The sequence below is a fragment of the Xylanimonas sp. McL0601 genome (assembly GCF_049852175.1).
Classification (GTDB): Bacteria; Actinomycetota; Actinomycetes; order Actinomycetales; family Cellulomonadaceae; genus Xylanimonas.
In genome coordinates this window covers 597,857-621,620 of record NZ_CP187527.1, presented here as the reverse complement: position 1 = coordinate 621,620, position 23,764 = coordinate 597,857, and the positions used below count along the sequence as shown (strand labels likewise).

Genomic DNA, 23,764 nt, shown 5'->3' with positions numbered 1-23,764 from the left:
CACCTCGGCCCTGTCCGCCGCGGCGGACAGGGCCGAGGTCATCCCTGCGGCGACACTCAGCGGGTGCGCTTCTTCTCCTTCTGCGGCGCGTTGCCCGACGCGCGCTCCGACGCGTAGTACGCGCGGGCCTCGTCCTGGCGGACGCGCTCCTCGCCCGTCGCGATCTTCGCGCGCAGGTGGTTGTCGCCCATACCCCACGCGTCGACCAGGTCGAGCACGTGCGGGCGCAGGCGGCGCAGCAGGTCGTCCAGCTCGGACTCCACGGCACGCGCCCTCGACGCCGACAGGCGGCCGTTCGCCAGGAACCACCCGAGGTCGCGCTCGATGACGGTGAGCGCGTAGACGTCGCGCAGCCAGCCCAGCACCGTGCGCATCCCGGCATCCTTCGTGGCGGCCACAGCGGCCGTGAACGCGTCCCACCGGACCAGCTCGGCGTGCGAGCGGGCGGCGTCGACGAGCGCGACCTGGTGGCGGTCGAAGATCTCCTGGCCCGTGACCGGGTCGGCCTTCTGCGCCGGCGCCAGCGCGAGCGCCACCGCCTCGACCTTCGCGGCCACGCGCCCGGCGAGCAGCTCGCGCTGGGCGTCGACGCCGAAGCACGTCCCCAGGGCCGGGCGCTTGACGGCGTCGGCCAGGGTCTGCGCGGCGCGGCGCAGCGGCGTGCGGTGCAGGACGACGCCCGCGGCCCGTCGCGCGACGAAGCGCACCTGGCCCTGCCCCGTGCGGACCTGCGTGCGCAGGGCCGTCGCGTAGTCGCCCACGAGGCGCTTGCCGACGAGCTGCAGCAGCACGGTGTTGTCGCCCTCGAACGTGGCGTACACGTCCATGTCGGCGCGCAGGCTGGTGATCCGGTTCTCGGTGAGGAAGCCCGCGCCGCCGCACGCCTCGCGGCACTCCTGGAGCGTCGTGAGGACGAAGTCGGTGGACGTCGCCTTGAGCGCGGCCGCCATGGTCTCGAGGTCCTCGCGCTGCCGCGGGGTGTCGCCGCGGCCGCTGAACACCTCGTCGAACAGGTCGAGCAGGCGGTCGTGGGCGAAGTGCAGCGCGTACGCCTCGGCGATGCGGGGGAACAGCCGCTTGCGGTGCACCGCGTAGTCGAGCAGCACCACCTCGTCGTCGGGCGTCGCACTCGCGAACTGGCGGCGCTCGGCCGCGTACCGCGTGGCGATGGCGAGGCCGATGCGCGACGCGACGCCCGCGGCGCCGTCGAGCGAGACGCGGCCCTGGACCAGCGAGCCCAGCATCGTGAAGAAGCGGCGCCCCGGGCTGTCGATCGACGACGTGTAGGTGCCGTCCGCGGCGACCTGGCCGTAGCGGGCCAGCAGGTCCGCGCGCGGGACGCGCACGTGGTCGAACCAGAGGCGGCCGTTGTCGACGCCGCGCAGCCCGCCCTTGAGGCCGTCGTCCTCGCCGCCGATGCCGGGCAGGAACTCGCCCGTGGCGGCGTCGCGGACCGGCACGTAGAAGCAGTGGACCCCGTAGTCGACGCCACCCGTGATCAGCCGTGCGAACACCGTCGCAGCCGTCGCGTGCGCCGCCGCGTTGCCGAGGTAGTCCTTCCACGCCGCGCGGAACGGCGTGTGGATCACGAACTCCTCGGTCCCGGGGTCGTACGTGGCCGTCGTGCCGATGGCGGCGACGTCCGAGCCGTGGCCCGTCTCCGTCATCGCGAACGCGCCCGGCACGGTGAGGTCCATCGCGGCGGGCAGCAGGCGGTCGTGCTGCTCGGGGGTGCCGAGGTTCAGGATCGCGGCGGCGAACAACCCCCACTGGACGCCCGCCTTGATCTGCAGCGACGGGTCCGCGATCACGAGCTCCTCGAACCCGGCGAGGTTCGCGCCGGGCGCGTCGCCTCCGCCGAGCCGGGCAGGGAACGCGAGCCACGACTGGCGCTTCGGGTCGGCGGCCATGAGGCGGCACTGGGTGAGCACGCGCTCGCGGTGCTCGGCCATCGACAGCGACTCGTCCTTCCAGAGGTCGGGCTCGGCCGAGCGGGCGCGGGCCGCCGAACGCCACTGCGGCCAGCGGCCCAGCAGCGTGTCGTGGAGCGCGGCGACGTCGACGCGCGGGCCTTCTCCGGTGGTCGGGCTCGTCGGGACCCGTCCGGGCACGGCCGTGGTCTCGACGGGCTCGACCATCGGGCTGGGCTCGGTCGTGGTGGTCATCCTCGGTTCCCCCTGATGTCGTGGTGGGCGGCGGTGCCGGCCGTGGCGCCGGCGGGTTCGTGGTTCAAGACCCCGACGGGGCCTCGCCAGAGCCAGAGCGTCACGTGCTCGGTCAGCTCCTCGCGGGTCATCGACGTCGTGCCGGACTCGCGGTGGGCCAGCCACCACTCGCCCGCGCCCCGCACGTAGCCCACGGCGCCTGCGGCCCAGGCGGCGGCGACGTCGTCGGACACGCCGGCGAGCTCGGCGAACGGGCGCGCGACGATCTCGATGACGGAGTCGAGGTACGCCGAGAGCGGCGCCTCGGGCGTCCCGACGGTGCCGGGGCCCTCGTCGCGGTCGTCCGCCGGCTCGACGCCGGCGATCGAGGTGCGCGTGACGAACCAGTAGACGCGTGGCGAGTGCTCGATCATCTCGAGGTAGACCGCGACCATGGCCCGCAGGCCGCCGAGCGGCGTCGGGGCGCTCTCCGCGGCGCGCTCCAGCGCGTCGTGCATGTCGGCGACGACGGCGGACGACACCGCGAGCCGAAGCCCCGCCTTGTCCTCGAAGTAGCGGTAGACGATGGACTTCGACGTCCCCGCGGCGGCGGCGATCTCGTCCATCGACACGCCTGGCCCGCCCCGGTGCACGGCCTTGCGGGCCGCGTTCACCAGCTCGGCGCGGCGCGCGGCCCGGTGGTCCTCCCAACGGGTCGAGCGCCCGTCCTGGTCACGCGTCATCGCGGTCTCTCCTTGTGATCCGGCTCACGAGACCGACAGTATCAGGTACTGTGAGTCCCACATCACAGTTGCCCCACCACGAGGGGCGGCGGGACGATCGACGAGGAACACCTCCGATGCGCGGCATGTCCCACGACGCGCCGCGGCTCCCCCCGAGCGAAGGAACGACGCAGTGGCCACACGCTCCACGACCCGCACCACGCCCCCCGGCCTGCGAGACGCCGTCGTCGTCGGCGGCAACCGCATCCCGTTCTCCCGGACGGGCAGGAAGTACTCGGACGCCTCCAACCAGGAGATGCTCACCGCGGCGATCGAGGGCCTCGTGGCCCGGTTCGGCCTGCAGGGCGAGCGGCTGGGCGAGGTCGTGGGCGGCGCGGTGCTCAAGCACTCGCGCGACTTCAACCTGGTGCGCGAGTGCGTGCTCGGCTCGTCGCTCTCGCCGCAGACCCCGGCCTACGACCTGCAGCAGGCGTGCGCGACCGGCCTCGAGGCCGCCATCGCCGTGAGCAACAAGATCCGGCTCGGGCAGGTCGAGTCCGGCATCGCGGGCGGCACCGACACCATCTCGGACGCGCCGATCGCCGTCAGCGACGGGCTGCGCCGCGTGCTGCTCGAGGCGTCGCACGCGAAGTCGCTCCAGGCGCGCCTGAAGGTCCTCGCGCGGCTGCGGCCCGCCGACCTCAAGCCGCTCACGCCCGTGACCGACGAGCCGCGCACCGGCCTGTCGATGGGCGAGCACCAGGCCGTGACCACGGCCCGCTGGGGCATCACGCGCGAGGCGCAGGACGAGGTCGCGCTCGCCTCGCACCGCAACCTCGCCGCCGCCTGGGACACCGGGTTCTTCGACGACCTCGTCACCCCGTTCCGCGGCCTCACTCGCGACGACAACCTGCGCGCCGACACGTCGCTCGAGAAGCTCGCCGCGCTCAAGCCAGTGTTCGGGCGCGCGCTCGCGGGCTCCGCCGAGCCGACCATGACGGCGGGCAACTCGACGCCGCTGACCGACGGCGCCTCCGCCGTCCTGCTCGCCTCCCGCGACTGGGCGCAGGCGCACGACCTGCCGGTGCTGGCCCGGTTCGTCGACGCCGAGACGGCCGCCGTCGACTTCGTCCACGGGCACGAGGGGCTGCTCATGGCCCCCGTCCACGCCGTGCCGCGGCTCCTCGCCCGCAACGCGCTGACCCTCGACGACATCGACCTCTTCGAGATCCACGAGGCCTTCGCCTCCACCGTGCTCACCACGCTCGCCGCGTGGGAGGACGACGACTACTGCCGCACCGAGCTGGGCCTGCCCGGCGCGCTCGGCAAGATCGACCGCGCCAAGATCAACGTCAACGGCTCCTCGCTCGCCGCGGGCCACCCCTTCGCCGCGACCGGCGGACGCATCCTCGCGACGGCGGCCAAGCTCGTGGCCCAGCGGGCGGCCGAGACCGGCCGCCCCGCGCGGGCGCTGATCTCCGTGTGCGCCGCCGGCGGGCTCGGCGCCACCGCGATCCTCGAGTCGGCCTGAGCGCGGGGGGCTCGACGATGACCGACGCCTACACACGGGCCGTCAACACCGGCCCGACCAAGACCCTCGCCACGAAGCTCGGCCTGCCCCGCCCGGCGCTCCTGCGGCGGTACCAGGCGGGCGCCCCGCTGACCGTCGGGCCCGTGCTGCTCGTCGCCGACGCCGCGAGCGCCGCGGCGGCCGACGCCCTCGAGCCGACGCTCATCGGGTGGGGCCTCGCCGTCGAGCGCTCCCCGGAGGCCCTCGCGGAGGGGGCGCGCTGGGGCGCGGTCGTGCTCGTGCTCACCGAGGCCACGCGACCCGCGGACGCCTCGGCGGCCGTGCTGTCGCTGCCGGGCGCGCTCAAGCGCCTCGCGCCGAACGGGCGGGTCGTCACCCTGTCGCGCGCGGCGGCCCCGGGCGACGCGCCCGAGCTCGCGGCGGTCCGGCGGGGGGTCGACGGCTTCCTGCGCTCGCTCGCCAAGGAGCTGCGCGCCGGGGCGACGGGCAACGGGATCGTGCTGGCCGACGGCGTCGGCGCCGACCACCGTTCGGTCGCGGCGGCGCTGCGCTTCTTCCTGTCGGCCCGGTCGGCCTACGTGGACGGGCAGCTCCTCGAGGTGTCGGCGGGCTCGACCACCGACGGGCTCGCGGCTGAGCCGGTCGAGACCAGCCCCGAGTACTGGGACCGGCCGCTGGCCGGCAAGGTCGCGGTCGTCACGGGCGCCGCGCGCGGCATCGGCGCAGCGATCGCCCGCACGCTCGCGCGTGACGGCGCCACCGTCGTCTGCGTCGACGTGCCCGCAGCGGGCGAGGGCCTGGCCCGCACCGCCAACGCGGTCCGCGGCACCGCGCTCCAGCTCGACGTGACGGCCCCCGACGCCGGCGCGAAGATCCTCGAGCACGCGACCTCCCGCCACGGCGGGCTCGACGTCGTCGTGCACAACGCGGGGATCACGCGCGACAAGCTGCTGGCCAACATGGACGCGGCGCGGTGGGACTCCGTCGTGGCGGTCAACGTGGAGGCACAGCTGTGCATCAACGCCCACCTGCTCGAGGCGGCGGGGCGCGGCGAGCTCGACGGGCTGCGCATCGTCTCCCTCGCCTCCACGAGCGGCATCGCGGGCAACCGCGGGCAGACGAACTACGCGTTCACGAAGGCGGGCGTCGTCGGGCACACCGCCGCGACCGCCCCGCTGCTGGCGAAGCACGGCGGCACCGCCAACGCGGTCGCCCCGGGGTTCATCGAGACCGAGATGACCCAGCACATCCCGTTCGCCACCCGGCAGGTGGCGCGCCGGCTGTCGTCGCTGCTGCAGGGCGGGGAGCCGATCGACGTCGCGGAGGCGATCGCATTCCTCGCCTCGCCGCTCGCGGCCGGGGTCAACGGGCAGACGCTCCGCGTCTGCGGGCAGAACATGGTGGGCAGGTGACCGCGGCGGTGACAGCGACCGACGGCGAGGCGCTGGACGTCGAGACCCTGCCGGCCGTCCCGGGCCTCGCGGGCCTCTACGCGAAGGGCGCAGCGTCGGCGGGTCGCATCGCCGCCGGACGAGCGCTGCCCGCGCTGCCGGGCCTCGGCGGGTCCGGGGCGCCGTCGGACGACGGGGTGCTGACGCTGCCGCGCACGGCCTACCGGGTCGCGGGCGTCGCCACGGAGGGCCTGCGGGCGCACCTGCTCGACTACCAGCGGCTGCTGCACGAGCCGGGCTCCGACACGCTGCCGGCCGGGTACCTGCACGTGCTGGCGTTCCCGCTGGCCACCGCGGTCATGGTGCGCGGCGACTTCCCGCTCCCGCTGCTCGGCATGGTGCACCTGGCCAACGACGTGTCGCTGCTGCGGCCCGTGGTGCTGGGCGACGTGCTCGAGGTGCGGGCCTGGGCCGAGGGTCTGCGCCCGCACCGCCGCGGCGTCGCGGTGGACCTCGTCGCCGAGGTGCGGGTGCAGGACGCGGGAGGCGGCGAGCCGGTGCTCGCCTGGCGTGGCGTGTCCACCTACCTCGCGAAGGGCTTCCAGCTGCCCGACGACGCTGCCGCGGCGGCGTCGTCGGCCCCGCCGGGGCTGGAGGCCGGCGAAGACCGCAGGCCCGCCGGGACGTGGGTGCCGCCGCTGCCGACGGGCCGCTGGGCGCTCCCCGGCGGCACCGGCCGGGCGTACGCGGCACTCTCGGGCGACCGGAACCCGATCCACCTGTCGGCGCTGTCCGCCAAGGCCTTCGGGTACCCGCGCGCGATCGCGCACGGCATGTACACGGCCGCGCGGGCGCTCGCGGAGGTGGGCCCGGCCCGCGGCGCGACCTACCGGTGGACGGTGGAGTTCGCGCGGCCCGTGCTCCTGCCGAGCACCGTCGACGTCTCGATCACCTCGGGCGCGGACGGCTTCACCTACGTGGGCTGGGCGTCGACGCGCCGCCTCCGGCACTTCTCGGGCGAGGTCACCCCGCTGTAGCGGCCGCGCCTGCGGGCAGGCGGGTCTCCAGGCCGGACCGCACCGCCGCCCACTCGTCGTCCGTGATCGAGAAGTAGGCCGTGTCGCCCGTGCTGCCGTCCGCGGCGACCCGGTGCTTGCGCAGCACCCCCTCCGGGGTCGCGCCCAGGCGCTGGATCGCCGCGCACGAGCGCGTGTTGCGGGCGTCGGCGCGCAGCGCGACACGCTGGAGACCCCAGTCCTCGAACGCGTGCGTGAGCAGCAGGAGCTTGCACGCCGGGTTGTTGGCCGTGCCCCACCAGCGGCGGGCGTAGAACGTCGTGCCGATCTCGACGCGGCGCTGCGGGTGCGACAGGTCGTAGAACGACGTCGAGCCGCGCACCTCGCCGTCGGGGCTCGCGATGCCCGCGCGGTCCGTCGCGCCCTCGGGGCCCGCGCTCGCGGCGTCGGTCACGACGGCGAACGCACGCCGCGCCCGGTCGGCCAGCTGCGCGCCGACCCATTCCTCCCAGGCCGCCACGCCCTGCGGGCGGGGCGACGTCATGCCGGCCCACATCGGGTCGTCGACCATCGCGGCCAGCGCGGGCGCGTGGGCGGCGGTCAGGGGCTCGAGGCGAACGCCGTAGCCGGCGAGGAGGAGGTGGTGGGTCACGCGCGCATTCCACCACGCGGGCAGATGTGGGTGGGCCACAATATCGTCGCCGCATGGTCACGCTGGGGTGCATCGCGACGCCGGGCCTCACGCCGGCGCAGTACCTGTCCGTCGCGCGGACGGCCGATGCCGCCGGGCTCGAGGAGCTGTGGATCTGGGAGGACTGCTTCAAGGAGTCGGGCATCGCGACGGCCGGCGCGATCCTCGGCACGACGACGCGGCTGCGCGTCGGCATCGGCATCCTTCCCGTGCCGCTGCGCAACGTGGCCCTGACCGCGATGGAGCTCGCGACGCTCGCCGGCATGTTTCCCGGCCGGCTGGTGCCCGGTATCGGCCACGGGGTCCAGGACTGGATGGAGCAGGTCGGGGCGCGCGTGAGCTCCCCGCTGACGCTGCTGCGCGAGCACGCCGAGGCCCTGCGCGCGCTGCTGCGCGGCGACCGGCTCACGGTGAGCGGCCGGTACGTCACGCTCGACGACGTCGCGCTCGACTGGCCGCCCGCCGAGCCACCGCCCGTGCTCTCCGCCGGGCAGGGCCCGCGCACGCTGCGCCTCGCGGGCGAGGTCGGTGACGGCGTCGTGCTCACGGGCGGCACCTCACCCGCCGACGCGCGGCACGCCATCGGCCTGGTCGAGGAGGGGCGTGCGGCGGCGGGGCGGACGGGCCCGTTCACCGTGGTCACGTTCATCGCCCTGCCGGCGCAGGCGCGGGCGCGCGGCGCCGCGGCGATGGCCGACTACCTGCAGCCCTGGATCGACGCGGGGACCACGACTCTCGCCATCATCCCGGTGCACGGCGACACCGAGGGCGTCGTGACGTGGCTCGCCGAGGACGTCCGCCCGCTGCTCGCCTGACCGCCCCGACCGGCTCGTGCGAAGGTGGGCCCATGACCGACCTGCACGAACGCACCGCCGTCGAGCTGCGGGAGCTGCTGCTCGGCGAGAGCGTCTCCCCCGTCGAGCTCACCGAGCACTTCCTCGGGCGCGTCGCCGAGCGCAACGACGCGCTCGGGGCCTTCGCCACCGTGACCGCCGACGCCGCCCGCGCCCGTGCGGCAGGGCTGCAGCGCGAGCGCGAGCTCGGCGACGCCCTCGACGACGCGATCGGCGACGACGAGGAAGAGGTTCTCTGGGGTCTTCCCTCGGCCGACAAGGACCTGTGGGACCGCGCGGGCGTGCCCACCGGGTTCGGCTCGCGCGCGTTCGCGGGCGCCTTCACGCGCGTGCCCGAGGTCAGCAGCGAGGTCGTCGAGCAGCTCGACGCGGTCGGCGCCGTCAGCCTCGGCAAGACGGCGGCACCCGAGTTCGGCTTCCCCGCGTACACCGAGCTGCTCGCCGGGCCGCCCGCCCGCAACCCGTGGGACCCAACGCGCACCGCCGGCGGCTCGAGCGGCGGCGCCGCCGTCGCCGTCGCCGCGGGCATGCTGCCCTTCGCGCCCGGGTCCGATGGCGGCGGGTCGATCCGCATCCCGGCCGCGGCGTGCGGGCTCGTGGGGCTCAAGCCGAGCCGCGGCCTGCTCCCGGCGGGCGGGGGCGTCGACTCCCCCGGCGGGCTCGTGGTCAACGGGCCGATCGCGCGCACGACCGCCGACGCCGCGCTCCTGCTCGAGGGCCTCATCACCCGCGGGCCCGACGGCGAAGCCGCGCACCCCTACACGCTGCGCCAGGCCGTGGGGCCGCGCTGGTCGTACCTCGCGGCGGCGCTCGACGGCCAGGTCGCGGGCCGCGACGGCGGCGCGCCCCGGCGGACCTTCCGCGTCGGCGTGAGCACGTTCAGTGCGTGGGAGGGCTTCTACGACATCGACCCGGCGCCTGAGGCGCTCGCCGCGCACGACGCCGGGGTCGAGGCGCTCGCCGGCCTCGGCCACGAGCTCGAGCCGATGGTCCGCGAGCCCGACGCCACCTACGCCCCGGCGTTCCGCACCCTGTGGATGGCGGGCGCCGCGGCGCTGCCGATCGACGACCCCCACCAGCTCGCGCTGCTGGAGCCGCTGACCCAGTGGCTCGTCGGCGTGGGCCGCAAGGTGAGCGCCCGCGAGCTCGTCGAGGCCCTGCGCGCACTGTCCGCGTTCGAGCGGACGTCGCTCGCCCGGATCGCGCCCTACGACGCCGTCGTGCTGCCCGGGCTGGGGATGGTGCCGCCCGAGCTCGGCTGGTTCGACGCGGAGGACCCGGAGCGCAACTTCGAGCAGCAGTGCCGGTTCACGCCGTACACGTCGATGATCAACGTGGCCGGGCTGCCGGCGATCACGGTGCCGGTGCTGTGGACGGAGCCCACCCGGACGGCACCATCAGGCCTCCCGATGGGGATCCAGCTCGTGGGGCGGCCGGGCGGCGAGCACACGCTGCTGGCCCTGGCGGCTCAGCTCGAGTCGACCCTCCGCTGGCCGGACCGCCGCCCGCCGACCTGGTGAGCGTCCCAGTAGCGCACGCGTCAGACGGTATGAGGTGATGGCCCGCGGCTCGATCGCGGCGGGGGCCGGCGTGATGGTCGTCGTCGTTCGTGGTGGTGTCTAAGGCCCTTCGGCCCCTGCGGGGCGGCCCTGCGGGCCGGCCTTGACGCCACCGCGCCCGCCGACGGCGTGTGCCCGCGTCGACGCGGTCGGTGGCAGCGGCTGTTGTCAGCAGAGGCCTGCCCGGCACAAGGTCGTGGGTTACCAGGCTGTTCCTGTCTGGCCTATCCACATTGTGTCGGGAGGCCCCTGTGATCACCCACTTTAGCGAGCGGTGGGCCGTCGGTCTGGACGTCCACGCTCGTTCCGTCTCGGCCGCCGCGATCGATACCTCGACCGGTGAGCTGCACACCCGCCGCCTGGCCCCGGACCCGGCCGGGATCCTCGCGTGGATCGACGCTCTGGATCCGGCCGCCGGGCCGGGCACGGTCGCCGCGGCCTACGAGGCCGGACCCACCGGGTTCGGCCTGGCCCGCGCATTCGACGACGCCGGGATCCGGTGCGTGCTGGCCGCACCGTCGAAGATCGCCCGCGCCCCGGGCGAGCACGTCAAGACCGACGACCGTGACGCGGTCCTGCTGGCCCGCCTGCTCACCCGTGACGACCTCGCCCCCGTGCGCGTCCCGACCCTGATCGAGGAAGCCGCCCGCGACCTGGTCCGGGCTCGCGAGGACACCCGCCACGAGCTGATGGCGGCCCGGCACCGGACCGGGAAGCTCTTGCTGCGCCACGGCATCGTCTACACCGGCGGCACGACCTGGAACCGGGTCCACCACGCCTGGCTGGGCCAGATCCGGTTCGACCTGCCCGCCACCACCGCAGCGTTCGACGCAGCCCTAGAAGCCGTCCAGTTCGCCGAGGCCCGCCGCGACCGCCTCGACGAGAAGATCGCCCTCATGGCCGCCGACTCCCCGTTCACCGACATCACCCACCGGCTGGCGTGCCTGCGCGGGATCTCGACCCTGACCGCGTTCGCCTTGGCCGTCGAGATCGGCGACTGGACCCGGTTCACCGGATCATCCATCGGCGCGTTCCTCGGCCTGACCCCCTCCGAGCACTCCTCCGGCAGCTCACGCCGCCAGGCCGGGATCACCAAGGCAGGCAACCCGCACGCCCGCCGCCTGCTCATCGAGGCCGCCTGGCACCACAAGCCGCTCTACCGGGTCGGCGCCACCCTCCAGGCCCGCTGGGACCTCGCGCCCGCACCCGTGCGCGCCCGCGCTCACGAAGGCAACCAGCGCCTGCACTACCGCTGGACCGTCATGAGCGCCCAGAAGAAGAAGCACACCGTCGCCACGACCGCCATCGCCCGCGAGCTCGCCGGCTGGTGCTGGTCCCTGGCCACCCTCGACCCCACCTGACAACCCAGACTTGCCCCCGCCCACCGCGCCCCCCGGCGAGCAGCGCGAGGAGCGACCCACGACGGCTACTGTGAGCAACCCTGCCGGGCGACGCTCGAACTCAGACCTGTGGCCAGCTCCCGTCGAACACCCCGTCATGCGGTAACCAACCCGCGAATGTCAGTCTGACCGCGCGTCGCCAAGACACGCCTGCGCCGGGCGGCCACGGCCGCGAGGAGCAAGGGTGAGGCTCCCGCCCGGACACCACCCTCGAGCGGGAGCCTCACCCTGCCCCTTGACAGACCGCACCTACATATCAGTAGGTGGTGCAGCCGAACGCGTCCGTCGTCGACGCCGCCGTGGCCAGCAGGCCGTTCAGGCCCAGGCCCGCCGGGACCGGGCGCGGGTCGCCGACCACGACCCACAGGCCGTCGACGACGTCGTAGGCCGCCTGCGGGCCGTCCTCGACGAGGGCGCGGACCGCGGAGAGCAGGCGCTCGACGTCCGAGCCCGGCGTGCCGACGCCGACCGAGGCGCGCACCGCACCGGCGTCGAACCCGAGCCGGCCCAGGAGCGGGTGCGCGCAGAAGCGGCCGTCGCGCACGCCGATGCCGTGCTCGGCCGAGAGGTACGCGGCGACGAGACCGGGGTCGTAGCCGGCGACGGTGAACGTCACGACGCCCACCGGGTCGACGGCGTCGTCCCACGCGCGCACCACGCGGACGCGCTCGATGTCCTCGAGCCCCGCGACGAGGCGGGCGCGCAGGGTCGACTCGTGGAGGTGCAGCACCGCCGGGTCGACCGCGGAGAGCGCCTCGGCGGCGGCAGCGAGCGCCACCGCGCCCACCACGTTGGGCGAGCCGGCCTCGTGCCGGGCGGGGCCGTCGTGCCAGGTGGTCTCGGCGACGCGCACGCGGCGCACGGCCCCGCCGCCCGCGAGGTACGGGGTGCCGAGGTCGAGCCAGTCGCGGCGGCCGACGAGCGTGCCCGCACCGAAGGGTGCATACGTCTTGTGGCCGGAGAACGCGACGTAGTCGACGCCGGACTCGGCGAGCGAGAACCGGCGGTGCGGCACCAGCTGGGCGCCGTCCAGCGCCACGCGGGCGCCCGCCGCGTGCGCGGCCGCGACGACGGCCTCGACGGGCAGCGCCTCGCCCGTGACGTTCGAGGCGCCGGTCACGGCAACCAGCGCGTAGGGCGCGCCCGCGGTGGCGGCGTCGGCGAGCTCGGCGTGCAGCTCGGCGAGCGTGGCGGCCACGGTGGAGCCGCCGGTCAGCACCGTCGCGTCCGCCCCGCGCTGCCACGGCAGCAGGTTGGCGTGGTGCTCGACGTCGAGCACGAGCACCCGGCCCGGCCGGCCGGTGACCGGGTCGGCCGGCACGCACCCGGCGAGCAGGTTGAGCGAGTCGGTGGTGTTGCGCGTGACGATGACGACGTCGTCCTCGCGGGCCCCGACGAACGCCCCGATGGTGCGGCGCGCCTGCTCGTACAACGCGGTGGAGACCTGCGACAGGTAGCCGGCGCCGCGGTGGACCGAGGCGTAGAGCGGCAGCACGCGCCTCACCCGCTCGGCGACGGCCTCGAGCGCCGGGGCGGAGGCCGCGACGTCGAGGTTCGCGTAGGGCACCTCGCGGCCGTCGACGAGCGGCACGAGCGTGGAGCCGCCGACGACGGGCAGCACGGGCGCGACGTCGTCGACGCGGGCGGGGGCGTAGGTAGGGCTCGCAGGCACGTCGATCTGGACGGCCGTCTGCTCGGTCAGCGTGGTCACAGGGATCTCTCCTCTCGCGCTTGCCGCGCGGGGAGGGCGCGGCCCGGTCGTCACCCGGGGCACCCCGCCGTGGAGGGAGGGTTGCCGGCCAGCGAGCCGGGGCTTCGCGCTGGCGCTCTTGACCGCCGCCTACTGTGCGGGGCGCCACGCGGCGACGTCAACGCCGGTCTCAGGATGCGGGACCAGCATTCGAGACCATGGGTCCGACACACGGGCACCGTCGTACGATCGGCGCCGACCATCCCGAGCGGCCGAGTGACGTGGCACTGTGACGCCGCAGCAACCTTGAACGCAAGGTGCTACCGCCACGACCGATGGAGGCAGCCATGAGCGACATCGACGTCACCCCGGCCGACGGCTACGCCGGCGACATCACGCCCGAGCAGACGTGGGCGCTGCTCACCACCGACCCCGCCGCCGTCCTCGTCGACGTGCGCACGCAGGGTGAGTGGGAGCAGATCGGCGTTCCCGACGTCGCCGGCGCGGGCAAGCGCACGGTGTTCACGCAGTGGGTGCTGAACAACGGCACACCCAACCCCGCATTCCTGTCGGACCTGCAGGGCGCGCTCGCCGACGCCGACGCCGGGCCGGACGCCAAGCTCGTGTTCCTGTGCCGCTCGGGCCAGCGCTCCATCGCGGCCGCCCGCGTCGCCACGGCGGCGGGCCTCGCGCCGTCGTACAACATCCTCCAGGGCTTCGAGGGCGCGCCGGGGATCGACGGCGTCCGCGACCGCGAGGGCTGGAAGGCCGCGGGCCTGCCGTGGCGCACCACGTACGCCGACGGCGCCCCCGCCGGCGACGCCCGATGAACGCCCCCGACCCCGCCCCGATCGGCACCGGCCCCGCCGCCGACACGAACCGCCCGGGCGGCTCCGGGCGCAAGCCGCTGCCGGCGTCGGCCCGGCCGCGCACGCTCGCGGTGCGCGGCGGCCACCGCCGCAGCGAGTTCCAGGAGACGGCCGAGCCCGTCTACCTCACGCAGGGCTACACCTACGACTCGGCCGCCGACGCCGAGGCCGCGTTCTCGGGCGAGCTGTCGCGGTTCGTCTACTCGCGCTACGGCAACCCGACGGTGCACACGTTCGAGGAGCGGCTCCGGCTGGTCGAGGGCCCGGAGGCCGAGGCCTGCTACGCGACGTCGACCGGCATGAGCGCGGTGTTCACGACGCTGGCCGCACTGGTCCGCAGCGGGTCCCGCATCGTGTCCGCGCGGGCACTGTTCGGCTCCACGACCGTCATCTACGAAGAGATCTTCGCCAAGTGGGGCGTGACGGTCGACTACGTCGACGGCCACGTCATCGAGCAGTGGGAAGAGGCGCTGAGCCGGCCGGCCGACGTCGTCTTCTTCGAGACGCCGTCGAACCCCATGCAGGACCTCGTGGACGTGCGCCGCGTGGCCGAGCTCGGGCACGCGGCGGGCGCCGTCGTCGTCGTCGACAACGTGTTCGCGACGCCGGTGCTGCAGAAGCCGCTGCAGCTCGGCGCCGATGTCGTCGTCTACTCGGCGACCAAGCACATCGACGGGCAGGGGCGAGTGCTGGGCGGGGCGATCCTCGGCTCGCGCGAGTTCCTCGAGGGGCCCGTGCAGACGTTCATCCGCAACACCGGGCCGTCGCTGTCGGCGTTCAACGCGTGGGTGCTGCTCAAGGGGCTGGAGACCCTCGACCTGCGCGTCCGCGCGCAGACCGACGCCGCGCTGCAGGTGGCGCGCACGCTCGAGCAGCTGCCGGGGCTCAGCGTCGTGCGCTACCCGTTCCTCGAGTCGCACCCGCAGCACGATCTCGCGGTGTCGCAGCAGGAGGGCGGCGGGACCGTGGTGACGTTCGACCTCGCGGTGCCCGAGGGCACCGACCCCGTGGACGCCAAGAAGCGGACCTTCCGGTTCCTCGACTCGCTGCAGATCGTCGACATCTCCAACAACCTCGGCGACGCCAAGTCGATGGTCACGCACCCCGCGACGACGACGCACCGCAAGCTCGGCCCCGCCGGCCGCGCGAAGGTGGGCATCGCGGAGACGACGGTGCGCCTCTCGGTGGGTCTGGAGGACCCGCAGGACATCGCGGAGGACGTGGAGCAGGCGCTGACGGTGCTCTGACCCTCCCTTTCGGCGTAGTACCTGCTGGCGCTCTGGCGCGCAGAGCGCCAGCAGGTACTACGCCGAAAGGGAGGGGTCGAGGCCCGTCAGGGCCACCGCCCCCGACGGGACCGGGCGGCCCGGCTCCCAGCCCGCGCGGCGCAGGACGGGCCGCACCAGCCCGGGGAGGGCACCGCGCCAGGCGTCGGCACCGGTGACCCGCACGAGCTGGACTCCCCCGGCCAGCATCGCGTTCTGCCGGACCCGGTCGTGGAACAGCGCCTCGGGCTGCGAGTGCGGGTCCTCGCCGTCGATCTCTGCGACCAGCCAGCGGGTTCCTCCCAGCCACCACGCCAGGTCGCAGCGCGCGACGAACCGGCCGGTCTCGTCGACGAGCACCAGCTGGAGCGCATCGGGCGCGAGCTCGCCGTCGATGCAGCTCAACCGTGCCACGGACTCGACCGGAGACTCTGCTCGCTCGTCCGTGAGCCCCCAGACGTCGTGCGTGTGCTCGACGCCCGGGCGGCCGCGCGCCCGTTCGTGCGCGCGGGCGACGCCGTCGGCGTCGACCAGACCCCGGTGCCGCGCGCTGTCGAGCACCGCGAGCGCGCGACGCCGTCCCAGCGTGGGGATCGTCTGGACGAGCGCGTCCTCGACGCTCACGACCGGCCAGCCCTCCGCCGACCCGATGCTGCAGCCCTGGTAGCGCCGTGCGACGACGCCGTCGCGCCGACGCCGCGGCCCGCCGTCGCGCAGCATGACCTCGGGCACGACCTCGACCGGCAGGCCCGCGACCCCGAGCAGAGCCAGCGCACAGGCGCCCGTCGCGACCGCGCTCGCACCGTAGGCGAGGAGCCCGGCGACGGCGGAGCGGCGGCGTCGATGGTCGAACGAGCCGGGACCGGTGCGGTCCCGCGGCGGCACGAGCACGGAGTCGTAGACGCCCCGCGTCACGGGGACGAGCCGACCCTGTCGCACGAGCCTGGCAACGCGTCCGCCGTCGACCCCGTGTGCCTCGCACTGGGCGAACGTGACGAGCCCTTCCTGGGCGGCCGCGAGGTGGAGGAGTGCTGGCGGCAGGGGGCGTGGGGTGCGCACCGCCGCATCAGAGCACGGGTCGCCCCAGGTGAACGTGGCCCACGGCACGGGCCTGTGCACATCCAGGACTTCGCCGCCCCTGGGGACGACGTCGGTCAGGCCGATCGCGGGGCAAGCAGCGCAGAACCCCCCTTTCGACGTCGTACCTGCCGGCGTTCTGCGCGCGAGAACGCCAGCAGGTACGACGTCGAAAGGGAAGGGGGACGGGGTGGAGCGCGGCGTCAGGCCAGCGTGAACGGCTGGCTCGCCGCCAGGCGGGTCAGGCTCGCGCACACCTTGTCGGTGAGGAGCGCCCGCACGCGGTAGACGCCGGCGGTGACGCCCGCGAGCGGCAGGCGGGCGAGCCACTCACCGTGGTGCCAGCCCGGCTCGACGAGGCCTGTCGACACGACGACTCCCTCGGAGTCGTCGCGCACCAGCATGACGACCAGCTCGCGGCCCTCCTCGTGCGTGCCGAGGCCCAGCTCGCCGGAGACCACGAGGTGGCCGCCAGAGCCACCCTCTCCCACGACGTCGTGACGCCCGTCGACATGGACGAACCCGTCGACGAACTCGTCGATGGTGACCCATTCGGAGGCCTGCGCGGCGTTGAACCAGGAGTCGGTGACACGACCGGTGACCGGGCGCACTCCGGCGTGACGGTGCGACAGCGCCCCGTCCTCGAAGCGGACCACCCAGGTACCGTCGTGCACGCTCCCCGTGCGCGTGACCCCGGCGACGGAGACCTCGACCTCGACGCCCTCCACCTCGGACCCGTAGGCGCGGCCCGAGATGACGAAGCCGTCGAACGTGGTGAGCGTGCGCGGACAGGCGGTCATTGCCAGCCGGGGGGCGATGTAAGGATCGGCGTCGATGACTAGGGGCTCGGCCTCTGGCTGGTCGACGAGCGTCATTGGTGCGCCTCCTGGATGGTCCTTGGATTTGTTCCATCATGCGGCCCGGATTCCGCCATTTCGCGGTAGTGCGATGCCAATTGAGTGGTAGAGCACGCATGCCTGAGTAGTCCGATCGGCGACACGCGAGGGTCGGGTGAGCGCCAGCCGGCGCGACGGGTCTGCGCGGCGTGCCCTTGCGCGACCGGTAGCCTTCTCCCGGCTCCGGGAGTACCCGGACCGTTCGACTTGGGAGCACGAGTGACCGACGGGTTCATCGCCAGTCCCCCACGGCCCGTCACACTGCAGGCGGGCTCTCACGGGTACGGCGAGCGGATGGAACGCATGGTGGCCATGGCCGCCGCGGAGGCGGCGGAGGCCGTCAGCGACGCACGCGAGAAGGCCTCCCAGATCCTCGCCGACGCCCGGCGCGACGCCGACACCACCGTCTCCGAGGCGCAGGTCCATGCGACGACGACGGTCTCTGCCGCGCGTGCCGAGGTCGAGCGCCTCCTCGCGGAGGGTCGCGACGCCGCCGGCGAGCTGCGCCGAGAGTCCGTCGCCACCGCCGACGCGCTGACCCGCGAGGCGCAGCAGGCCGCCGGCGACGAACGCCGCCGGGCCGAGCACGACGCCCGCACGACCATCGCCGACGCCGAGGAGAAGGCGCACCGCCGCGTGGAGGAGGCCCGGACCGAGGCCGCCCGCGTCGAGGCTCGCGCACAGACCCTGCGCGAGGAGGCCGAGTCCATGCGCGCCCAGGCCGTCGCCGAGGCCGAAGAGATCCGCCGCCACGCGCACGCGGACGCCGAGGAGAAGACGACGACGGCGTCCGCCCACGCCGCGAGCCTCGTCGCCGAGGCGCAGGCTGAGGTCGCGCGCGTGCGCGCCGAGGCTGAGCGGAGCACGCGCGAGCTCGTCCAGCGTCGCGACCAGATCGCCGTCCAGCTCGAGGCGCTGCGCCGCTCGCTCGGCCTCGGCGGCCTCGCCGCTCCCGCGGCCGGCACGGCACCCGAAGGAGGCGAGCGGTGATGCGCTGGCATCCCACCCACCCGAACGACGACGGCACCGGCGCCTCGGACGCCTCGCGCCCCTGGTGGGACGAGCCGGACGCCGCGGCCGGCGCGCCGTCGCAGGAGCCCGGCTTCGACGCGATCCTCGACGGTGCGCTGCACGCACCGACGTCCGGGCCGGTGCCCCTCAGCCGGCCGCAAGATCCCGCGGCGCCCGCTCCGGCGCGCCGCACCGTGCTCGGCGGGCTGCCGCGCTCGTTCGAGCCGCCGGTGCGGGAGGCCGTTTCGCCCTCCATGCCGCCGGTGCGGGAGGCCCTTCCGCCGTCCATGCCGCCGTCCGTCCCGCCGTCGTTCGCGCCCGTCGCCGCGACCGTGACCTCGCCCGTGACCTTGCCCGACGCGTACGTCCCCGTCTTCGCGGCCGCGATCGCCGATCCCGCGCAGCACGACGCCGAGGACGACGGCGTTGAGCCCGAGCACGGCGAGCCGCACGAGCCGGTCGCCGGGTACGCCGATCCGGAAGCGGGCGTGGAGCCCGCCCCGTACCCCCAGTCCGAGGAGTCGCCCGTGTTCGTGGGCACCGACGAGGGCACCCTCGTCGACGACGTCGTTTCCCAGCCCGCGGCCAGCACGACGTACGCCGACAGCGCTGCGGCGGAGGCCCCGCAGCCCGGCCCGGACGAGCCCTCCGCGGCGCACGAGGACGACGTCGACGACGTGCCGGTCCCCGTCGCCGAGCTCGCTGTCGGCTTCGGCGAGCGCATCGAGCGCCTCATCGCTGCCGCGGTCGCCGAGGCGGAGAACACCCGCACCGACGCCCAGACCGAGGCCACTCACCTGGTCCAGGCGGCGCAGCTCGAGGCAGAGCACACGGTCGCGGCTGCGCACCGCCAGGCCACCGAGATCGTCGCGTCGACCCAGCGCCGCTGCGACGACGAGCTCGCCGCCGCCCAGCGCGGGCGACAGGAGGCGGAACAGGTGCTCGCGGACGCGCGACAGGAGGCCGACCAGACGCGCCGCCGCGTGCGCAACGAGGTCACCGAGCTGCGCGCGGAGATCGACCAGCACGCGCAGACGATGCTCGCCCGCACGCACGCGGACACCACCCGCATGCTGGCCTCGGCACGCGCCGAGCTGGACGAGATCACGACCCGCAAGGCCGAGCAGGAGGCGCAGCTGTCGGCCATCCGCTCGCTCCTGACCGACGCCGTGGTGGCGCCGCTGCCGCAGGAGGTCAGCGGCTTCCTCGACGTGGCCGCCCCCGACGGTCAGGACAGCGTCGAGCAGGCGCCCGCCGGCGCAGCCGACGGTGGCGCCGGCGAGAGCGCGCCCGACGCCGCCCCCGCCAGCACCGCACCGGTGGAGCCCACCGCGCCCAACCAGCCCGAGCCGCACACCGAGGTCCAGCCGGCGCGGCACGCCGAGGAGCAGCCCGCGCCGCACACGGAGGAGCAGCCCAGCGAGGCGTGACGACGACCCTGGAGCGCCGCCCGAGCGACACCTAGCGCCACGACCCGGCGCCGGCACCAGGGGACCGCCGAGACTGGCGTCATGCCCGCGCCAGCGTCCGCCCGGTTCCCCGCGCGGCTCCTCGCGGCCCGCGGCGCCCACCGCCGCGTCCCCGCCGAGGGTCCGTCGCACATCGATCTGCGTGCGCGCGTCGTCGGGCACATCGCCGCTCACGCGGGCGACGCCGAGCTCACGCCCGCGCGGCTCGCGGCCGACGTGGGGATCTCGCCGCGCACGCTGGAGCGCCTGTTCGAGCACGCACCGATGAGCGTCGCGGCCCACATCGCGCACGCACGGCTCGACCTCGCGCTCGAGCTGCTCCGCGACCCCCGCCTGGCGCACCTCGGGTCCGACGACGTCGCCGCCCGCGCCGGCTTCACCTCCACGTCGCGGCTGCAGCGCGCGGTGCTCACCGCGACCGGGCTCACGCCCTCCGCCTACCGGGCACGGGTGCTCGACGGCCCCTTCCCCGGCCACGCCGCGCACCCCGCCCACGCCGCCCACGCCGCCCACGCCGCCCACGTCTGAGAACGGTGCGCGCCCCCCGGCGGGCCGGTGGTCACCGACGCGCAGGCCGTTGGGCCCATCCCGCGCCAACCGGTCCTCCGCGGCCGTCGACGGGGTGGAGGCTGTGCCGGTGAATGCTCGCCTCGTCCCGCTCTACTACTACTCGTCGGCGTCCGGCATGGTCCGCGAGTTCAGCGAGCGGGTCTGCGCGGGCACCGCCCGGCAGGCCCACGACCTCGGCGACCGCGCGGTTCGCCGGTCGGTGCCCGACGGGCCGTGGGTGCTGGTGACGCCGTCGTACAAGACGGGTAACCCGGACAACGACACGATCCCCGAGGCGGTGCGCCGCTTCCTGGCCGAGCCCGTGACGCGCCGGCGGCTCGCCGGCGTCGTGGGCTCGGGCAACCGAAATTTCGGCAGGCACTACCAGGCCGCCGCGCGGCAGGTCGCCAGGGCGTCGGGCCGGCCGATGCTGTTCGAGTTCGAGCTGCAGGGCACCCGCTGGGACGTCGACGACGCACAGCGCATCCTGGCCGAGCTCGACGACGCGCTCGCAGCCGGTGCGGTGGCCGCCGCCGTCGGGGCGCCGCCGAACCCCGGCACGTCCCCGCACACCGACCGTTCACCCAGCGCCGACCGATCGTCGAGCGCACGGCCCGCCCAGGCGTCCGCGCCACGTGGCTAGCCTCGACGCAGTCCCCGACACCAGGAGCGTGCCGATGCCCACCGCCCCGCACCCCGCCCCGGCCGCCACGGCGATCGGAGCCGTTCGTCACGAGAACTTCGCCTACCAGCGCGCGCCCATGATCGTGTACTGGGAGCTGACGACGGCGTGCGGCCTCGCGTGCCGCCACTGCCGCGCCGAGGCCGTCCGGCAGGCGACGCCGGGCGAGCTGACCACCAGGCAGGCGCTCGCCGTGCTCGACCAGATCATCGGGTTCGGGCGGAGCTCGACTGGAGAGCACAGTGGCGACCCGCTCCCCCACATCGTCATGACGGGCGGCGACCCGCTGCGCCGCGCGGACCTCGACGAGCTCATCACCGCCGCGACGGACCGCGGCATCGGCGTCTCGCTCGCCCCCGCCGTGACGCCGCTGCTCAGCCGCAGCCGGCTCGAGGAGCTCAAGGAGCTCGGTGTCCAGGCGATCTCGCTGAGCCTCGACGGCTCCACGTCGGAGCTGCACGACGGCGTGCGACAGGTCCCGGGCACGTTCGACGCCACGTTCGCGGCGCTCGACGTCGCCACCGAGGTCGGCATGCCGGTGCAGGTCAACACGCTCGTCACCGCCGACACGCTGCCCGACATCCCGGCGGTGTACGAGCTGCTGCGCACGCGCACGCTCATGACGTGGAGCCTGTTCTTCCTCATCTCCACCGGCCGCGGCACGCAGCTGCGCGAGGCCTCGCCGGGCGAGGCGGAGCGGCTCATGCGCTGGCTGGGCGGCATCGCCCACGACGCGCCGTTCCAGGTCCGCACCACGGAGGCCACGCACTACCGCCGCGTCGCCGCGACCCGGTTCGAGAAGGCCGGCAGGTCGGCCGCCGAGATCGAGGCGATGCCGATGGCTCGTGGCTTCGGCATCCGCGACGGCAACGGCATCGTCTTCATCTCCCACAAGGGCGAGGTCACGCCGTCGGGCTTCCTGCCGCTCGCCGTGGGCAACGTCAAGGAGCGCTCGCTCGTCGAGCTGTACCGCGACGACCCGACCATGCGGTCACTGCGCGACCCGGCCGGGTTCAAGGGCCGCTGCGGGGAGTGCGAGTACCACCTGTGGTGCGGCGGCTCGCGCGCGCGGGCATACGCGTGGACGGGCGACCCTCTCGAGTCCGACCCGTTGTGCCCCTACCAGCCCGGCACGCGCACGACGGCGCTCACCGCGGCGCGGTAGCCGCCGTACGGTGGGGGCGTGCCCACGCCCGTCACCCCGTACGCGGTCACGGTCCGCGCGGAGAACCCCGGTCCGATGACGCTCGACGGCACGCGCTCGTACGTGCTGGGCGCGGGCGCCGTCGTCGATCCCGGGCCGCTCGACGACGCGCACCTGCGCGCGCTCGCCGGCGTCGGTCCAGTGGAGCTGATCCTCGTGACGCACCGCCACGCCGACCACACGGCGGGTGCCGCGCGCCTGCGCGAGCTCACGGGCGCGCCCGTGCGGGCTGCCGACCCGGCGCACTGTCACGGCGGCGCCCCGCTCAGCGACGGCGAGGTGCTCGACGTCGCGGGGCTGCGGATCGAGGTGCTCGCGACGCCGGGCCACACCGCCGACTCGGCGTGCTTCGTCGTCGGTCCCGCGGACGGCGGTGCGGAGGCGGTGGTCCTCACGGGCGACACGGTGCTCGGCGCGGGAACGACCGTCATCGCCGAGCCCGACGGCTCGCTGGCCGACTACCTCGCGAGCCTGGACCGGCTCGAGCACGTGACGACGTCGGGACCCCGTGGCACGCTGCGGGGCCTACCGGGGCACGGGCCGGTGGTCGAGGACCTGACGGCCACCGTGCGCGCCTACCGAGCGCACCGGCTGGAGCGGCTCGCGCAGGTGCGGGCCGCGCTCGCGGCTCTCGGCCCGGCCGCGACGGCCGACGACGTCACGGCGACGGTCTACTCGGACGTCCCCGTGACGGTGCGGGCCGCGGCCCGGCAGTCGGTGACGGCCCAGCTGGCTTACCTTCGTGCCGTCACGCGTTGACGAGCGTACCCAGCACCGAGGTGAAGAACCCGAGACCGTCCGTGCCCTGGCGCGGACCGGCGGCGCTGTCCGGGCCGAACCCGGCCTCGACCGCGTGCTCGGGGTGCGGCATGAGGCCGACCACGTTGCCCCGCTCGTTCGTGATGCCGGCGATGTTGCGGCGCGAGCCGTTCGGGTTCCAGCCGTCGTACCGGAACACCACGCGGCCCTCGCCCTCGAGCTCGTCGAGGGTGCGCTCGTCGGCGACGAACTGGCCGTCCTGGTTCTTCAGCGGCACCGTGATGCGCTGGCCCAGCTCGTACTGGTTGCTCCAGGCGGTGGCGTTGTTCTCGACGACCAGGGTCTGCTCGCGGCAGATGAAGTGCAGGTGGTCGTTCTTGACCATCGACCCGGGCAGCAGGTGCGCCTCGGTGAGGATCTGGAAGCCGTTGCAGATGCCGAGCACTGGCATGCCGCCCCGGGCGGCGTCGGCGACAGACGTCATCGCCGCGGCGAAGCGGCTGATCGCCCCGGCGCGCAGGTAGTCACCGTACGAGAACCCGCCGGGGATGACGACGGCGTCGACACCGTGCAGCTCGGCGTCCGCGTGCCAGAGGGCCACCGGGGTGGCACCGGCGAGACGGACCGCGCGCTGCGCGTCGCGGTCGTCGAGCGTGCCCGGGAAGGTGATGACGCCGATGCGAGCGCCCTCGGCACCGGCCATCAGGCGGAGACCTCGGACGCGTCGTGGACGGCCACGACGTCCTCGATGATCGGGTTGCTCAGCATGGTCTCGGCTGCCTGCCGTGCGGCCGCGAGGATCTCGGGCGTCACGTCGCCCTCGACCTCGAGCTCGAACCGCTTTCCCTGGCGCACGCTGGTGAACTGCGTGAACCCGAGGCGCGGCAGCGCCCCGACGACGGCCTTGCCCTGGGGGTCCAGGATCTCGGGCTTGGGCATGACCTCGACGACGACGCGTCCCATGGGGCTCCTCATGGAAGTGACG

The 23,764-nt window shown here is 74.8% G+C and carries 22 protein-coding genes and 2 riboswitches; of the genes, 14 read left to right on the top strand and 8 right to left on the bottom strand.

What is annotated here, in order from left to right:
* Positions 1-56: 56 nt before the first annotated feature.
* Together ACO4JP_RS02810 and ACO4JP_RS02805 are read right to left on the bottom strand one after the other, a co-directional pair.
* Positions 57-2,165 carry an acyl-CoA dehydrogenase gene (locus ACO4JP_RS02810; protein ID WP_425955881.1) on the bottom strand — a complete coding sequence of 703 codons (2,109 nt, stop codon included), beginning with the start codon at positions 2,163-2,165 and terminating at the stop codon, positions 57-59.
* Positions 2,162-2,887 carry a TetR/AcrR family transcriptional regulator gene (locus ACO4JP_RS02805; RefSeq protein ID WP_425955880.1) on the bottom strand — a complete coding sequence of 242 codons (726 nt, stop codon included), beginning with the start codon at positions 2,885-2,887 and terminating at the stop codon, positions 2,162-2,164. The genes ACO4JP_RS02810 and ACO4JP_RS02805 overlap by 4 nt, the downstream gene beginning before the upstream one ends.
* 172 nt (positions 2,888-3,059) lie before the next feature.
* On the opposite strand from ACO4JP_RS02805, the gene ACO4JP_RS02800 reads away from it, so the two are divergent.
* The 3 genes from ACO4JP_RS02800 to ACO4JP_RS02790 are packed head-to-tail and all read left to right on the top strand — an operon-like array spanning position 3,060 to position 6,825.
* Positions 3,060-4,397: an acetyl-CoA C-acetyltransferase gene (locus ACO4JP_RS02800; protein ID WP_425955879.1), complete on the top strand. Its 1,338-nt coding sequence runs from the start codon at positions 3,060-3,062 to the stop codon at positions 4,395-4,397.
* A 17-nt stretch (positions 4,398-4,414) separates the two neighbouring features.
* Positions 4,415-5,809, top strand: coding sequence for a 3-oxoacyl-ACP reductase (locus ACO4JP_RS02795; protein WP_425955878.1), 1,395 nt, complete (start codon positions 4,415-4,417; stop codon positions 5,807-5,809).
* Positions 5,806-6,825, top strand: coding sequence for a MaoC/PaaZ C-terminal domain-containing protein (locus tag ACO4JP_RS02790; RefSeq protein ID WP_425955877.1), 1,020 nt, complete (start codon positions 5,806-5,808; stop codon positions 6,823-6,825). The genes ACO4JP_RS02795 and ACO4JP_RS02790 overlap by 4 nt, the downstream gene beginning before the upstream one ends.
* Here the strand turns inward: ACO4JP_RS02790 and ACO4JP_RS02785 are convergent.
* Entirely contained in the window at positions 6,812-7,456 is a 645-nt protein-coding gene (locus tag ACO4JP_RS02785; RefSeq protein WP_425955876.1) for a GNAT family N-acetyltransferase, read from the bottom strand. The genes ACO4JP_RS02790 and ACO4JP_RS02785 overlap by 14 nt on opposite strands.
* A gap of 53 nt (positions 7,457-7,509) precedes the next feature.
* Between ACO4JP_RS02785 and ACO4JP_RS02780 the strand changes: the two genes are divergently transcribed.
* The 3 genes from ACO4JP_RS02780 to ACO4JP_RS02770 all read left to right on the top strand — a co-directional run bounded on the left by ACO4JP_RS02780 (position 7,510) and on the right by ACO4JP_RS02770 (position 11,269).
* Entirely contained in the window at positions 7,510-8,310 is an 801-nt protein-coding gene (locus ACO4JP_RS02780; protein ID WP_425955875.1) for an LLM class flavin-dependent oxidoreductase, read from the top strand.
* A 32-nt stretch (positions 8,311-8,342) separates the two neighbouring features.
* Positions 8,343-9,869 (top strand): amidase, encoded by a 1,527-nt coding sequence (locus tag ACO4JP_RS02775; RefSeq protein ID WP_425955874.1) that lies wholly within the window; start codon positions 8,343-8,345, stop codon positions 9,867-9,869.
* Between the two features lie 290 nt (positions 9,870-10,159).
* On the top strand, positions 10,160-11,269 hold the full coding sequence (locus ACO4JP_RS02770; protein WP_425955702.1) for an IS110 family transposase: 1,110 nt from the start codon (positions 10,160-10,162) through the stop codon (positions 11,267-11,269).
* 295 nt (positions 11,270-11,564) lie between these two features.
* Here the strand turns inward: ACO4JP_RS02770 and ACO4JP_RS02765 are convergent, their stop codons facing one another.
* Positions 11,565-13,019, bottom strand: a complete 1,455-nt coding sequence (locus ACO4JP_RS02765) for an aminotransferase class V-fold PLP-dependent enzyme (protein WP_425955873.1) — start codon at positions 13,017-13,019, stop codon at positions 11,565-11,567.
* Between the two features lie 11 nt (positions 13,020-13,030).
* Positions 13,031-13,143, bottom strand: a riboswitch (SAM riboswitch).
* A 111-nt stretch (positions 13,144-13,254) separates the two neighbouring features.
* Positions 13,255-13,340, top strand: a riboswitch (SAM riboswitch).
* Positions 13,341-13,345: 5 nt separating this feature from the next.
* Between ACO4JP_RS02765 and ACO4JP_RS02760 the strand changes: the two genes are divergently transcribed.
* Together ACO4JP_RS02760 and ACO4JP_RS02755 are read left to right on the top strand one after the other, a co-directional pair.
* Positions 13,346-13,828: a rhodanese-like domain-containing protein gene (locus ACO4JP_RS02760; RefSeq protein WP_425955872.1), complete on the top strand. Its 483-nt coding sequence runs from the start codon at positions 13,346-13,348 to the stop codon at positions 13,826-13,828.
* A complete protein-coding gene (locus tag ACO4JP_RS02755; protein ID WP_425955871.1) occupies positions 13,825-15,114 on the top strand; it encodes an O-succinylhomoserine sulfhydrylase in 1,290 nt (429 codons plus the stop codon). The genes ACO4JP_RS02760 and ACO4JP_RS02755 overlap by 4 nt, the downstream gene beginning before the upstream one ends.
* Positions 15,115-15,171: 57 nt before the next feature.
* Here ACO4JP_RS02755 and ACO4JP_RS02750 read toward each other — a convergent pair whose 3' ends face one another.
* Both ACO4JP_RS02750 and ACO4JP_RS02745 read right to left on the bottom strand, forming a co-directional pair.
* Positions 15,172-16,191 carry a type IV toxin-antitoxin system AbiEi family antitoxin domain-containing protein gene (locus ACO4JP_RS02750; RefSeq protein WP_425955870.1) on the bottom strand — a complete coding sequence of 340 codons (1,020 nt, stop codon included), beginning with the start codon at positions 16,189-16,191 and terminating at the stop codon, positions 15,172-15,174.
* Between the two features lie 221 nt (positions 16,192-16,412).
* Positions 16,413-17,084, bottom strand: a complete 672-nt coding sequence (locus ACO4JP_RS02745) for a hypothetical protein (protein ID WP_425955869.1) — start codon at positions 17,082-17,084, stop codon at positions 16,413-16,415.
* 315 nt (positions 17,085-17,399) lie between these two features.
* Here ACO4JP_RS02745 and ACO4JP_RS02740 point away from each other — a divergent pair, with 315 nt between their 5' ends.
* The 6 genes from ACO4JP_RS02740 (at position 17,400) to ACO4JP_RS02715 (ending at position 22,779) form a co-directional block, all read left to right on the top strand.
* A complete protein-coding gene (locus tag ACO4JP_RS02740) occupies positions 17,400-18,095 on the top strand; it encodes a hypothetical protein (protein ID WP_425955868.1) in 696 nt (231 codons plus the stop codon).
* Positions 18,092-19,546: an ATP synthase F0 subunit B gene (locus tag ACO4JP_RS02735; RefSeq protein ID WP_425955867.1), complete on the top strand. Its 1,455-nt coding sequence runs from the start codon at positions 18,092-18,094 to the stop codon at positions 19,544-19,546. The genes ACO4JP_RS02740 and ACO4JP_RS02735 overlap by 4 nt, the downstream gene beginning before the upstream one ends.
* Positions 19,547-19,627: 81 nt before the next feature.
* Complete coding sequence (locus ACO4JP_RS02730) at positions 19,628-20,113, top strand: helix-turn-helix transcriptional regulator (RefSeq protein ID WP_425955866.1); 486 nt, start codon at positions 19,628-19,630, stop codon at positions 20,111-20,113.
* Between the two features lie 109 nt (positions 20,114-20,222).
* The gene (nrdI, locus tag ACO4JP_RS02725) at positions 20,223-20,777 is read left to right on the top strand and encodes a class Ib ribonucleoside-diphosphate reductase assembly flavoprotein NrdI (RefSeq protein WP_425955865.1); all 555 of its coding nucleotides are present in this window, start codon (positions 20,223-20,225) and stop codon (positions 20,775-20,777) included.
* Between the two features lie 34 nt (positions 20,778-20,811).
* Positions 20,812-21,981, top strand: coding sequence for a TIGR04053 family radical SAM/SPASM domain-containing protein (locus tag ACO4JP_RS02720; RefSeq protein ID WP_425955864.1), 1,170 nt, complete (start codon positions 20,812-20,814; stop codon positions 21,979-21,981).
* Positions 21,982-22,056: 75 nt separating this feature from the next.
* Positions 22,057-22,779 carry an MBL fold metallo-hydrolase gene (locus ACO4JP_RS02715; RefSeq protein ID WP_425957036.1) on the top strand — a complete coding sequence of 241 codons (723 nt, stop codon included), beginning with the start codon at positions 22,057-22,059 and terminating at the stop codon, positions 22,777-22,779.
* Here the strand turns inward: ACO4JP_RS02715 and purQ are convergent.
* On the bottom strand, positions 22,769-23,482 hold the full coding sequence (gene purQ / locus ACO4JP_RS02710) for a phosphoribosylformylglycinamidine synthase subunit PurQ (protein ID WP_425955863.1): 714 nt from the start codon (positions 23,480-23,482) through the stop codon (positions 22,769-22,771). The two genes, ACO4JP_RS02715 and purQ, sit on opposite strands and share 11 nt — an antisense overlap.
* Entirely contained in the window at positions 23,482-23,742 is a 261-nt protein-coding gene (purS, locus tag ACO4JP_RS02705; RefSeq protein WP_425955862.1) for a phosphoribosylformylglycinamidine synthase subunit PurS, read from the bottom strand. The genes purQ and purS overlap by 1 nt, the downstream gene beginning before the upstream one ends.
* Positions 23,743-23,764: the final 22 nt, after the last annotated feature.